We start from the raw sequence: 12,795 nt of genomic DNA, 5'->3' as shown, positions 1-12,795 counted from the left end.
AAGCAGCCGATATATTCGCCGCTGGCCAGCTTGGGCAGGTATTTCTGCTTGGTCGCCTCGTTGCCGAATTCGTTGATCGGCACCATCACCAGGGACGACTGCACGCTCATCATCGAGCGGTAGCCGGAGTCGACGCGCTCCACTTCGCGGGCGATCAGGCCGTAGCACACGTAGTTGAGGCCGCTGCCGCCGTAGGCTTCGGGGATGGTGGCGCCGAGCAGGCCGGTGTCGCCCATCTCGCGGAAGATCTTCGGGTCGGTCTGCTCATGGCGGAAGGCTTCCAGCACACGCGGGGCCAGCTTGTCGGCGGCGAACTGCTGGGCGCTGTCACGCACCATGCGCTCTTCTTCGGTCAGTTGCTGGTCGAGCAGCAGCGGGTCGATCCAGTTAAAACTTGCCTTGCCGGCCATGGGCGGAATCCTCAGAGGTAGGTTGGGCTGAGCATAGCGAAGCCCAACATAGGTACAGTCAACCTGATGTTGGGCTTCGTCGAATTCAGCCCAACCTACGCCGCACATTTGATTTAGGCAAACGAGGATTTTGCACGCTATTGTGCATAAACTGCACTTCAAGAGAGCTGTAATGGCTAGTTATCCGACTTATCAGTGAGGCTGTCGCATAGATGCGCCGCAAGATACCCAGTACCGCCGCCCTGATCGCCTTCGAATCGGCGGCGCGCCACCAGAGCTTTACCAAGGCCGCCGAAGAGCTGGCGCTGACCCAGAGCGCCATCTGCCGGCAGATCGCCGGGTTGGAGGCCTTCCTTAATATCGAGCTGTTCCGTCGCTCGCGGCGTGGCGTCAAGTTGACCGAGGCCGGGCTGTCCTACGCCAGGCGGGTCGCCGGGCAACTGGATGCGGTGGAGCGCGACACCCTGGCGGTGATGGGCCAGCAGGGTGCCATGAGCATCGAACTGGCGGTGGTGCCGACCTTCGGCACCCAGTGGCTGCTGCCGCGCCTGAAGGATTTCCAGCGCCTGCATCCCCAGGTCACGGTCAACCTGACCAACCGCACCCGGCCCTTTCTGTTCGCCGATACCGAGTTCGACGCCGCGGTGTATTTCGGCGATGGCGACTGGTCGGGTACCCGCTCGCACCTGCTGATGCGCGAGAACCCCATGCCGGTGTGCAGCCCGGCGCTGCTGCAGGGCCAGGCGCAGCTGAATGCCGAGCAGATCGCCGCGCTGCCCCTGCTGCAACAGAGCACCCGCCCCTATGCCTGGCGCCAGTGGCTCAACGCCCAGGGGGTGAACACCCCGCGGGATATGAGCGGGCCGCGTTACGAGCTGTTTTCCATGCTGGCCCAGGCCGCCATGCATGAGATGGGTATCGCCCTGATCCCGCCCTTTCTGATCCGCCGCGAACTGGATGAAGGCCGTCTGGTTATAGCCTCCAGCTATAACCAGCCGAGCGACAAGGCCTATTACCTGATCATTCCCGAGCGCAAGCTGGAATCGGCGGCGCTGTTGGCCCTGCGCGACTGGCTGGTGCAGGAAGCCAGCGCCTATGCCGAGGCCAGTGGTTTGAAATAGACAACAGTCGCCAAGGCCCTGGCGCCAATAGGCGTCAACAGGGCGTCGTTGGCGGCCCCGAGCCCCGTTCGGCAATTGTGCAGGCGCCAGCTGTGTGGGTGTTTTCGGTTAACCTGACCCCGTAGTCAGCTATATAGGCTGCTACAGTCCGGCAAAAAAGCTTAGGTTGCAAATGTTCTATTTATTGCACACCTGACACGGCCAAATGCCCTGATTCAGTGGCCTGCACCGGTTTTTCCGGCGCGGCCCGTCACTCTGATGGGACAGTATCGACGGCGGGAATAAGCGGGTCGGACAATTTGTCGCTTGTGATGGCTGCAGCCCAGGCAGCACAAGGCTTTGCGCGGCATAGGTGGCTTGATGGTCAGCCAGTGACTTGTAGTTATCGCCAGGTTTTACTTCATAACGCCTTGAAGGTCATGGCCTTCGCCTGCAAAATGCCGCGCCCCGCCATATTGCAACTGCTGCTCAAGCGGGTTTGTGCTGATCCTCCCCAACGCCCGCGTGCCATCCGCAGTGCGCCGGTTCACCAAAAAGATCACGCAGGAGAATTGAAGTGCACATCGGTGTTCCTCTCGAAACCCATGCAGGTGAGACCCGCGTTGCTGCGACTCCCGAAACCATCAAGAAGCTGATCGGCCAAGGCCATCAGGTGACTGTACAGACCGGTGCAGGCGTCAGCGCGAGCATTCCGGACAGCGCCTATGCAGCCGTTGGTGCCGCTATCGGCAACGATGCTGCGGCCTTCGGTGCCGATCTGGTGCTGAAAGTGGTGGCTCCGACCGACGCCGAGCTGGCTCATATGAAGTCCGGCGCCGTGCTGGTGGGCATGCTCAACCCGTTCAGCAACGAGACCATCGCGCGTATGAGTGCCCGTGGCATCACCGCCTTCGCCCTGGAAGCCGCCCCGCGTACTTCCCGCGCGCAGAGCCTGGACGTGCTGTCGTCGCAAGCCAATATCGCCGGCTACAAGGCCGTGCTGCTGGCCGCGCACCACTATCCGCGCTTTATGCCGATGCTGATGACCGCCGCCGGTACCGTTAAGGCCGCGCGCATCCTGATTCTCGGTGCCGGTGTGGCCGGCCTGCAGGCCATCGCCACGGCCAAGCGCCTGGGTGCGGTGATCGAGGCCTCGGACGTGCGTCCGGCGGTGAAGGAGCAGATCGAGTCGCTGGGCGCCAAGTTCGTCGACGTGCCGTTCGAAACCGATGAAGAACGCGAGTGCGCCCAAGGCGTGGGCGGCTATGCCCGGCCGATGCCGGCTTCGTGGATGGAGCGTCAGGCCAAGGCGGTGCACGAGCGCGCCAAGCAGGCCGATATCGTCATCACCACCGCACTGATTCCCGGCCGCAAGGCGCCGACCCTGTTGCATGAGGCCACTGTGGCCGAGATGAAACCGGGCTCGGTGATCATCGACCTGGCCGCGGCGCAAGGCGGCAACTGCCCGCTGACCGAAGCCGAACAGGTGGTGATCAAGCACGGCGTGACCATAGTCGGCCACAGCAACCTGGCGGCCCTGGTGCCGGCGGACGCTTCGGCACTGTACGCACGCAATCTGCTGGACTTCCTCAAGCTGGTCATAGACAGCGAAGGCAAGTTCCACCTCAACCTTGAAGACGACATAGTCGCCGCGTGCCTGATGTGCACGGGCGGCCAAGTCGTGCGCAACAACGGCTAAGGGGAGAAACGCTCATGGATATGATTTCCGACGGCATCTACAACCTGATCATCTTCGCGCTGGCGATCTATGTCGGCTACCACGTGGTGTGGAACGTCACCCCGGCCCTGCACACCCCGCTGATGGCCGTGACCAACGCCATCTCGGCCATCGTCATAGTCGGCGCCATGTTGGCCGCGGCGCTGACCGTCACCCCGCTGGGCAAGACGATGGGCACCCTGGCCGTGGCCCTGGCCGCGGTCAACGTGTTCGGTGGCTTCCTGGTGACCCGGCGCATGCTGGAAATGTTCAAGAAGAAAGCGCCGAAAGCCGCTGCAGTGGAGAAGCATTGATGAGCATGAATCTGATCACCCTTCTCTACCTGATCGCCTCGATTTGCTTTATCCAGGCGCTCAAAGGCCTGTCGCACCCGACCACCTCGCGTCGCGGCAACCTGTTCGGCATGCTCGGCATGGGCCTGGCCATCATCACCACTATCGGCCTGATCTATAAGCTGGGCGCGCTCTCTTTGAAAGACGGGGGCGTCACCCAGGGTATCGGCTACGTGATAGTCGGCCTGCTGGTCGGCGGCACCGCCGGCTCGATCATGGCCAAGCGCGTGGAAATGACCAAGATGCCGGAACTGGTCGCCTTTATGCACAGCATGATCGGCCTGGCGGCGGTATTTATCGCCATCGCCGCGGTGGTCGAGCCGCAGTCCCTGGGCATTGTTGCCGCCCTGGGCGATGCGATTCCGGCGGGTAACCGCCTGGAACTGTTTATCGGCGCGGCCATCGGTGCCATCACCTTCTCCGGTTCGGTGATCGCCTTCGGCAAGCTCTCGGGCAAGTACAAGTTCCGCCTGTTCCAAGGCGCACCGGTACAGTTCAAGGGCCAGCACTGGGTCAACCTGGCAGTCGGCCTGGCCATCCTCGGCCTGGGTCTGCACTTCACCTTCAGCGGCAACCTGACGTCCTTCGCCATCCTGCTGGCCCTGGCCTTCGTCATCGGCGTACTGATCATCATCCCGATCGGCGGCGCGGACATGCCGGTGGTGGTGTCGATGCTCAACAGCTACTCGGGCTGGGCGGCGGCCGGTATCGGCTTCTCGCTGAACAACTCGATGCTGATCATCGCCGGTTCGCTGGTCGGTTCGAGCGGTGCGATCCTCTCCTACATCATGTGCAAGGCGATGAACCGCTCGTTCTTCAACGTCCTCCTCGGCGGCTTCGGCGGTGCGGTAGCCGCTGGCCCGGCTGGTGCCCAGGAAGCGCGCCCGGTGAAGTCCGGATCAAGTGACGACGCCGCGTTCCTGCTGACCAACGCCGACACCGTGATCATAGTGCCCGGCTACGGCCTGGCCGTGGCCCGTGCCCAGCATGCGCTGATGGAACTGGCGGAGAAGCTGACCCATCGCGGCGTCACCGTGAAGTACGCGATCCACCCGGTGGCCGGTCGTATGCCGGGCCATATGAACGTGCTGCTGGCCGAGGCCGAAGTGCCTTACGAGCAGGTGTTCGAGATGGACGACATCAACTCCGAGTTCGGTCAGGCCGACGTGGTGCTGGTACTCGGCGCCAACGACGTGGTCAACCCGGCGGCGAAGAACGATCCGCAGTCGCCGATCGCCGGCATGCCGATCCTCGAGGCCTACAAGGCCAAGACCGTGATAGTTAACAAGCGCTCCATGGCCAGCGGCTACGCCGGCCTGGATAACGAACTGTTCTATCTGGACAAGACCATGATGGTCTTCGGCGACGCGAAAAAGGTCATCGAAGATATGGTCAAAGCGGTCGATTAAGCGCCGGCTGCTGCGCTGTAGGAAGGAGCCCGGCTTATTTAGCCGGGCTTTTTTATGCCTGCCATCCCTGACGGCCACCCTCCGGGCCGTCGCTACGCGACGTTAAAAATTGCTCCAGACAATTTTTTATGCCTGAAGGTTATGAGCGCCCGGAAGCTCAAGACTGCCCAAGGCAGGTACAGCTGGATCGGGTTCAAGGGCCAATGTGAGAAAAAGCTGAATAACAGGTCAGTGCAATTGGCCAATCAATTTACAACTGTACCTATTGCTGTTAACTGCAATTCACAGCTATGGCGAGATAAATCACTGGAACTATGATTTAGGCGAGTCATTTAACTTATGGCCAGTACAGCTGTGCTGGAAACAGGTGAAACAGTTGCAAAGCAACCTATCTATTAGGTCTGCAATTTAACTCAGCTGTGGCTACTGAGTGCTTGGCGGGAAGGGCAATATAGCCATCAAGTTACAGCAGCCCCTCAGAACCGCCACAAGCGGAAGGATGACCACCATGGAACGTACCCTCAGTTCCGACCTGTTTTTTGATCATAGCCAAGCCACTAGCGTCAGCGCCCTGCCGCTGCGCCTGTTCAGCACCGCCCTGCAATGGCAGCGCCGCGTTATCAGCCGCCGCCAGCTTGCTCGCCTGGATGCCCGCCTGCTGGCCGATGCCGGTATCAGCGAAGCGCAGCGCCACGCCGAACTGAGCAAGCCTTTCTGGCGTTAATTGCCGCCAGACACCGATTTCTGCTCCGCCCTTTTTTGGGACTTTTGAAGGCTCCATCGCCCTTGCGCGATGGGGCCTTCTTTTTGTGCCCTGCCATCCTTGGCAGGCACCCTTCGGGCCGTCGCTACGCGACGTCAAAAATTACTCCCGGTAATTTTTTGTGCCCTGCCATCCTTGGCGGACCGCCTTCGGGCGCGTCGCTGCGCGACGTCAAAAATTGCTCCAGACAATTTTTTATCCGCAACAGTCTGCCGGCTTAGCGAGCGATACAGTTTCAATAGACATTAAACTGCGCCGTAACAATTGTACGGTGCTGTGTCTGCACCTTTGCCCCCTACCCGCGCACCATAGACTGCCATTCCTGGTTTCAGACAAGGACAGCGCCATGGAACGCACCCTCGATCACACCCAACCCCTGCCGCCGCAACCTCACCCGTCATTCTGGTTCAGGCTGCATGCCCGCCTGCTGTACTGGCGTCGCAACCTGCGCACGCGTGGGCAACTGGCCCGTCTGGATGCCCGCCAACTGAGTGACAGCGGGATCAGCGAAGCGCAGCGCCAGGCGGAGCTGGATAAGCCGTTCTGGCGCTAGTGGTTTGGCGCAACCTATTGGCATGGCCGGGGTCTACAATTGCCGCGTCTGTTTGACGGGTATTTTTAGGAGCTTATGTATGAACCCTGTGCGCATTATCGGGTTGGCCGCCTGGTTGGCCGTAGCCAGCCAGGCCTCGGCCAGCAGCTTTGTGGTCACCACCGATTCTCTGGTTGCCGGCCTTGCCGCCACCTCTGAGGCGACCTCGGATATTTCCTCTTCCCTGAGTGACGACAAGATCGTCCTTGCCGGCCGGGACGATGCCGCCAGTTTCGTCGCCAGTCAGGGGCGCATCCGTGGCGCGCGCCTGGAAGCCGCGCTGCAGCATATCCGCCAGCAAGCTCCGAGCCTGCAGGCCGATGACTTGCAGTTGGCTGTAGCTATTCTCAGCCTGTAAGCGGCAGGCGCCGTCGCACTGACCCAGCTTTGGCATTATCCGGCCGCCTAGAGATGGGCCCGGAACCGCAGGGCGCCGTGCTCGTCCAATACAATGCCCACCCACTGTTTGGGTTTTCTCGGAGATTGCCATGTCCCGTTACTTACTCGGCGCTGTAGCCACCATCGCCCTGCTCGCCGGCGGCGTGCAGGCGCAAACCCTGGTCGCCAGCAGCAATGTGATCATCCGCGCGGTCGATCGCACCTTCGACTTCACCTCGGATACCACCACCTCGATCCGCGACTCGAAGATAGTGCTGGCGGCCCGTGACGATGCCGCCAGCTTTGTCGCCAGCCAAGGCGCCATTCGCGGCGCACAGCTGGAAGCGGCGCTCACCAGCATCCGCAGCCGCGTGCCGGAAGCCCAAGACGCCTCTGATCTGGTCTTGGCCGAAGCCATTCTGGCACTGTGAGTTTGCCGCGTCCCTGGTGGCTGCTACTGGCGCTGTGGGTCAGCCTCAGCAGCCAGGCCGAGCTGCGTCTAGCACTGGATAGCGGCGCGTTGAGCAATGCCGAGCAACAGGCCAGTCAGGCGCTGTTGCAGGAAGCCCTGAACGCGCTGCCTCCGCAGTTCAAACAACGACTGCAACGGCGCGTGCCCGTGCGCTGGCGGCAACTGCCGCCTGAGGTGTATGGCCGCGCCGGGCGCTTTAGCGGTATCGAACTGAATGCCCTGCTGCTGCCGGCACTGAGCGATGGCTCGGCCGCGCTGCAGCCTTCCGGGCGCGTACACGGCAACGTGCGCCGTGAACTGCTGGCCACCCTGCTGCATGAACTGACCCATCTCTACGACCGCGCGCGGCTATGGTCGCCGGATGATAAGCGCCTGCTGCAACAGTGCCGCCAGCGCCAGAGCAGCTTGGGCCCGGTTGGTCTGCCGGATGCCTGTCGTGGCCAGACCGCGCGGCGTTTTACCCTGAGTGACGACCCGCAGCTGCTCGATCTGGCCGGTTGGCCCCAGCAGGTCGGCCGCCGGGGGGCGCGTGAAGGGCATAACCGCCAGCTGGCGCGCAGCCCGGATAGCTACGAGCTGAGCAACCCGCGGGAATTCGTCGCGGTGAATATGGAGTACTTCCTCCTCGACCCCAGCTATGTCTGTCGCCGCCCCTCGCTGGCGCGCTACCTGAGCCAGCATTTCGCCTGGACGCCGCCCGGGCAGCAGAGCTGCGCCGAGGGGCTGGCCTACCTGAATGCCGGCCGCGACTTCGCCCGCCAGCCCCTGGGCAGGCTCGACCCGGAGCGGGTCTACCAGGTCGATTACCTGCTGGCCGAGGCCAACCAGGCCTGGGCCAGCCGTTGGGGCCACAGCATGCTGCGCCTGGTGATCTGCGCCCCCGGTCGGCCGCGCGGGCCGGCGTGCCGGCTGGATCTGGACCAACACCTGGTGCTGTCCTACCGCGCCTTTGTCGGCGACCTGCAGCTGTCCAGTTGGGACGGCCTGACCGGTGCCTACCCCTCGCGGCTATTCGTCCTGCCGCTGCAGCAGGTGATAGACGAATACACCAAGGTCGAGCTGCGCAGCCTGGCCTCGCTGCCGCTCAAGCTTACCCGCGCGCAGCTGGAGCAACTGGTCACCCGCGCCGCCGAGCAGCACTGGAGCTACGACGGCCACTACTACTTCATCTCCAACAACTGCGCGGTGGAAACCCTCAAGCTGCTGCGCAGCGGCAGCCAGCATCCCGGCCTGCAGGCGCTCGACAGCATCATGCCCAACGGCCTGCTCGACAGCCTGGTGGCGCGCGATCTGGCCGAGCGCGGCGTGCTGGATGACCCGCGCGAAGCCTTGCGCCTGGGTTATCGCTTCGACTCCTTCCTCGAACGTTACCAGGCGATGTTCGCCGTGCTGCAACAGCGCCTGCCGATCGAGCAGCAGCGGGTCGAAGACTGGCTGGGACAGCCTGCCGCGGCGCGTCGGCCCTGGTTCGCCCAGGCCGACCTGCGCGCCAGCGCGGCGCTGCTGCTGCTCGAACAGGCGGCGCTACGCCGCCAGTTGCTGCTGGCCCAGGAGGAACTCAAGCAGCGCTACCTGAGCGGCCGCGTCGCCCAGGACCCGAACCTGAACAAGGCCGGCGGCGCCCTGCAGAAGATCCTCGCGGGCAGCGGCTTTCTCAGCCGTCCGGCGGAGTTGCTGGACGGCGGCTACGGCCTGCCGCAAAGCGCCGAGTGGCAACGCCTGGAAGCCGAGAGCCGCAACCGTCAGCAGCAACTGCGTCAACTCAGCGACGACCTCGACCAGGAAGTGCGCCGCCTGCTGGAACCGGCGCGGCTGACCGAGCTGCAAGCCAGCGAGGCCAATCTGGCGCAACTCGGCGAGCACCTGCGCGCCCTGCATAAGGCCAGCGGCGGGCTGCAGCTGCCCTAGGCCATAGATTCCTGATCTTCCTCGGGCAGCTGCGGGTCCAGATGCAGCCAGGGCAGGCGGCTCTGCACCCAGATATGGCGGTCCGCCGGCGCCTGTTCCGGGTGATCCAGGGTGGCGATGGTCACGTCCAGGGTCTCTGGGCTGAGGCTGGTGAACAGCGTCAGGTGGGCGCCGCAGGTCGGGCAGAAGCTGCGCGTGCAGCTGAGCGAGGAGGCGTACTCGCGTGGCGTGCCGGCCAGCCAGCGAAAGCTCGCCAGCGGCACAGTGATCCAGGTGGTGACTATGCCGCCGCTGCAGCGCCTACAGATCGAACAGTGGCAGTGGGCGATATCCGCCAGCGGTGCGCGGAACTGGTAGCGCAGGGCGCCGCACTGACAGCCCCCGGAATGTCGCGCCGACATAACCCCTCCTCAGCCTAATAGCTATGCCGCCCTTGCGTCATAGCATAGCGCTGACCAAGATGGGCGCTTATGTCTTGGCTGGGGGTTGCCGTGCTGGAATTGCTGTTGGCCTTGTGGCCCTTGTTTGCCTTGATAGTCGGCGGCTACCTGCTGCGCCGCCAGGCCTTCCCCAACGAGGCGTTCTGGCCCGGCGCCGAGCGCTTGAACTACTTCGTGCTGTTTCCCGCCCTGCTGCTGAGCAGCCTGGCCAGCGCGCCGCTGGATAATCCGGCGCTGCCGCGCCTGGCCTTGGCGGTGCTGCTGGGGCTGGCGCTGGCCTGGCTGGCACTGTTGCTGCTGCGCCGTCTGCGCGGTTGGCCGGCCGGGCGTTTCGGCGCCTTTACCCAGGGCATGCTGCGCTTCAACACCTACCTGGGCCTGGCGGCGGTGAGCAGCCTGTTCGGCCAGCCAGGCCTGACCCTGGCCGCGCTGATGCTGGCCTTGCTGGTGCCGACGGTGAACGTGCTGTCGGTCTGGTCGCTGACCGCCGAGCGTGGCGTCAGCGCCCGCAGCCTGCTGTTGCCGATCCTGAAGAACCCGCTGATCCTCGCCTGCCTCGCCGGCGCCGTGCTCAACCTGAGTGGCCTGGGCCTGCCCGGTGGCAGCGAGCGCCTGCTCGGCCTGCTGGCCGCCGCCAGCCTGCCGTTGGGCCTGCTGTGCGTGGGCGCGGCGTTGAAGCCCGAGCAATTGCGGGGCGAGGTCGCGGCTTTGAGCTGGAACAGCCTGCTGCGCCTGCTGGGCATGCCGCTGCTGGCCTGGGCGGTCGCCTATGGCCTGCGTTTGCCGGCGCTGGAAAGCACGTTGCTGGTGCTGTTCTTCGCCTTGCCGACCGCGCCGACCGCCTATGTGCTGACCCGTCAACTGGGCGGCGACAGCCAGTTGATGGCCGGCCTGATCACCCTGCAAACCCTGTTGGCGGCGGCCAGCCTGCCCTTGCTCTTGCTGCTGCTCGGCAACTGAACGCGGGGGCTAGGGCTTAGCCACAGGTTGCAGGTGGCCCTCGATCAGGCGCTGGTACTCGCCGCTGGCGTGCAGGGCGGCCAAGCCCTGGTTGAACTGCTCGATGATCGCCGCCGCGCGCGGGTGGGTGCGCGGCACTATCAGGTGCAAGGCGCTGCTGCTCAAGGCGCTGGTCGAACTGCGGAACTGCGTCAAAGGCGCCCCGGTCAACCGCAAGGCCGCCTCGCCCAGGCGTTTATCGGCGACGAAGAAGTCATCGCGGCCCAGCAGCAGCAAGCTGGCGCATTCCTTGAGTCCGGCGGGCGAGTGGCGGGTCAGCAGCTGTTGATCGAGCAGCTCCTGGATGATTTTCGGCGGTTGCCAGCCCAGCGGATAACACAGGCGCTTGCCCCGCATGCTCGCCGGGTCATCCATCTCTATGGGCTCGCTGGCGCGACTGAACAGATGCTGTTCGGCCACAAACAAGGGCGCGGAATACAGGTACTCGGCTTCGCGCTGCGGGCTGCGCACATAGGGAAAGGTGGCGTCGTACTCGCCCTGCAGGGTCTTCAGATAGCCGCGGTTCCAGGGCCGCCAGTCCAGGCTGCTGGCGATCTGGCGCTTGGCCAGGGCGCGTTGCACCAGTTGGGTCAGCATGCCGCCGGCGGGCAATGCCTTGCCGGTGAAAGGCGCGTAGTCATCGCCGGTGACCAGGCGCAGGCTGTCGGCCTGGGCATAGGCCGGCAGACTCAACAGCAAACCTAGCAACAAAAGCTGCAGCATCGTGCACGGACCTTCTGCGTGGTGGCCCGAGGCAGGCCGGGGAGTTCAAGCCGAATAATGGCTGCAGTGTAGTTGCTCGCATCGGGGGCATGCCGCGCCGCGCCTTGACCATGGGCCGGCGAAAGCCGGCTGAAAGCTTTGCCCCTTAGCATTCACCCAGGCCGGCAAGATTGTGACGTTGCTCGTCATGCGGGCATGGCGTTAAGCCTTGGTTTCGCCGCACGGCTTTTTATTACGACCTATTACCGCTGCCGCGCCAGCTCGCCGGCCTTGGGCGAAGCCCCGGTTAGGCGGACGCGGGGCTCTAGCCTAGGCCAGTCGGCGCATTGGCAGGGCCCGCCGGTAGCCTCCGTTTAGTCGCCGCTGGGCCTGGCCCAGGGCGAATTCGGCGACCCTCGGCGGCCTACATTAAAGTGGGCGGTTGCGATTTGCCTGTGTATCCTGCTCGCCGCACTGCTATTCGGCGTAATCCCATGGCTCGGCTCAGCCCGCAGCCGCGCGATCACGCCCTCGAAAAAGGCGGAAATGGCCCCAGCACTTTCCGACCTGTGTGTGCTCCACCCCTAGTCGCTGACACTCAAGAGGAATTCGTATCATGGAATGGCTGACCAGCCCGGAAATCTGGGTCGCCTTCTTCACCCTGACTGCCCTGGAAATCGTCCTCGGCATCGACAACATCATCATGATCGCCATCCTGGTCGGGCGCATGCCGCCGCATATGCAGAAGCGCACGCGCCTGTTCGGCCTGGCCCTGGCCATGGTCACGCGGATCATGCTGCTGCTGTCGATCACCTGGATCATGCGCCTGACCAGCGACCTGTTCGAGGTCTTCGGCCAGGGCATCTCCGGACGCGACCTGATCCTGTTCTTCGGCGGCCTGTTCCTCCTGTGGAAGAGCAGCTCGGAGATCTACCAGGGCCTGGAAGGCGAAGATGAAACCGCAGGCGAGCCGAAGAGCATGATGGGCGGCTTCGTCGGCACCATCATCCAGATCGCCATCATCGACATCGTATTCAGCCTGGACTCGGTGATCACCGCCGTCGGCATGGTCTCCAACGTGCCGGTGATGATCGCCGCCATAGTCGTCTCCGTGCTGGTGATGATGGCCGCCGCCGGCACCATCAGCGACTTTATCGACAAGCACCCGAGCCTGAAGATGCTGGCGCTGTCGTTCCTGACCGTGGTCGGCACCGTGCTGATCGCCGAAGCCTTCGAAGTGCATGTGCCCAAGGGCTACGTCTACTTCGCCATGGCCTTCTCCCTGGCGGTCGAGGCGATCAACATCCGCATGCGCACCGCCCACGGGCGCAAGGCCGTCGAGCCGGTCAAGCTGCGCAAGGATATTCCGGGCGAGTAAGGCTTTAGCGCACGAATAAGAACGGGGCCACAAGGCTAATGCCGATCAGTTAAGCCCTCTTACTTGACCTTTGGCCGCAAGAAATCAAAATCCGATGCCAGTATTGGCATCGGATTTTTTATGCGTCTCGCTCGGGCACTGGAACTCACCCACAACCTCGCCTCCACTCCCAAC

14 protein-coding genes are annotated in these 12,795 nt (G+C 63.6%); 11 read left to right on the top strand and 3 right to left on the bottom strand.

The window, feature by feature from the left end:
• The coding region (locus Q8Q83_RS16780) for an acyl-CoA dehydrogenase family protein (protein ID WP_305625268.1) at positions 1-410 on the bottom strand (410 nt) is incomplete at its 3' end.
• Between the two features lie 212 nt (positions 411-622).
• Between Q8Q83_RS16780 and Q8Q83_RS16775 the strand changes: the two genes are divergently transcribed.
• From Q8Q83_RS16775 to Q8Q83_RS16735, 9 genes are all read left to right on the top strand, one after another.
• Entirely contained in the window at positions 623-1,531 is a 909-nt protein-coding gene (locus tag Q8Q83_RS16775; protein WP_305625267.1) for a LysR family transcriptional regulator, read from the top strand.
• A 556-nt stretch (positions 1,532-2,087) separates the two neighbouring features.
• Positions 2,088-3,209 carry a Re/Si-specific NAD(P)(+) transhydrogenase subunit alpha gene (locus Q8Q83_RS16770; RefSeq protein WP_305625266.1) on the top strand — a complete coding sequence of 374 codons (1,122 nt, stop codon included), beginning with the start codon at positions 2,088-2,090 and terminating at the stop codon, positions 3,207-3,209.
• Between the two features lie 14 nt (positions 3,210-3,223).
• Positions 3,224-3,541 carry an NAD(P) transhydrogenase subunit alpha gene (locus Q8Q83_RS16765; RefSeq protein ID WP_305625265.1) on the top strand — a complete coding sequence of 106 codons (318 nt, stop codon included), beginning with the start codon at positions 3,224-3,226 and terminating at the stop codon, positions 3,539-3,541.
• Positions 3,541-4,989 (top strand): NAD(P)(+) transhydrogenase (Re/Si-specific) subunit beta, encoded by a 1,449-nt coding sequence (locus Q8Q83_RS16760; protein ID WP_305625264.1) that lies wholly within the window; start codon positions 3,541-3,543, stop codon positions 4,987-4,989. The genes Q8Q83_RS16765 and Q8Q83_RS16760 overlap by 1 nt, the downstream gene beginning before the upstream one ends.
• Before the next feature lie 508 nt (positions 4,990-5,497).
• The gene (locus Q8Q83_RS16755; RefSeq protein WP_305625263.1) at positions 5,498-5,713 is read left to right on the top strand and encodes a DUF1127 domain-containing protein; all 216 of its coding nucleotides are present in this window, start codon (positions 5,498-5,500) and stop codon (positions 5,711-5,713) included.
• 385 nt (positions 5,714-6,098) lie between these two features.
• Positions 6,099-6,305: a DUF1127 domain-containing protein gene (locus tag Q8Q83_RS16750; RefSeq protein ID WP_305625262.1), complete on the top strand. Its 207-nt coding sequence runs from the start codon at positions 6,099-6,101 to the stop codon at positions 6,303-6,305.
• A 79-nt stretch (positions 6,306-6,384) separates the two neighbouring features.
• A complete protein-coding gene (locus tag Q8Q83_RS16745; RefSeq protein ID WP_305625261.1) occupies positions 6,385-6,702 on the top strand; it encodes a DUF2388 domain-containing protein in 318 nt (105 codons plus the stop codon).
• A 130-nt stretch (positions 6,703-6,832) separates the two neighbouring features.
• On the top strand, positions 6,833-7,153 hold the full coding sequence (locus tag Q8Q83_RS16740) for a DUF2388 domain-containing protein (RefSeq protein WP_305625260.1): 321 nt from the start codon (positions 6,833-6,835) through the stop codon (positions 7,151-7,153).
• A 2-nt stretch (positions 7,154-7,155) separates the two neighbouring features.
• Complete coding sequence (locus Q8Q83_RS16735) at positions 7,156-9,102, top strand: DUF4105 domain-containing protein (protein WP_371132425.1); 1,947 nt, start codon at positions 7,156-7,158, stop codon at positions 9,100-9,102.
• On the opposite strand, the gene Q8Q83_RS16730 is transcribed toward Q8Q83_RS16735, so the two are convergent.
• Positions 9,099-9,503 carry a GFA family protein gene (locus Q8Q83_RS16730; protein ID WP_305625258.1) on the bottom strand — a complete coding sequence of 135 codons (405 nt, stop codon included), beginning with the start codon at positions 9,501-9,503 and terminating at the stop codon, positions 9,099-9,101. The two genes, Q8Q83_RS16735 and Q8Q83_RS16730, sit on opposite strands and share 4 nt — an antisense overlap.
• 69 nt (positions 9,504-9,572) lie before the next feature.
• Between Q8Q83_RS16730 and Q8Q83_RS16725 the strand changes: the two genes are divergently transcribed.
• On the top strand, positions 9,573-10,502 hold the full coding sequence (locus tag Q8Q83_RS16725; protein WP_305625257.1) for an AEC family transporter: 930 nt from the start codon (positions 9,573-9,575) through the stop codon (positions 10,500-10,502).
• Positions 10,503-10,511: 9 nt separating this feature from the next.
• Here Q8Q83_RS16725 and Q8Q83_RS16720 read toward each other — a convergent pair whose 3' ends face one another.
• On the bottom strand, positions 10,512-11,264 hold the full coding sequence (locus Q8Q83_RS16720) for an ABC transporter substrate-binding protein (protein WP_305625256.1): 753 nt from the start codon (positions 11,262-11,264) through the stop codon (positions 10,512-10,514).
• 595 nt (positions 11,265-11,859) lie between these two features.
• Between Q8Q83_RS16720 and Q8Q83_RS16715 the strand changes: the two genes are divergently transcribed.
• A complete protein-coding gene (locus Q8Q83_RS16715) occupies positions 11,860-12,621 on the top strand; it encodes a TerC family protein (RefSeq protein ID WP_305625255.1) in 762 nt (253 codons plus the stop codon).
• Positions 12,622-12,795: the final 174 nt, after the last annotated feature.

Source organism: Pseudomonas sp. (assembly GCF_030696055.1).
GTDB lineage: Bacteria > Pseudomonadota > Gammaproteobacteria > Pseudomonadales > Pseudomonadaceae > Aquipseudomonas.
Note: the sequence above shows the minus strand (reverse complement) of the source record. Positions and strands in the feature narration are given on the sequence as shown.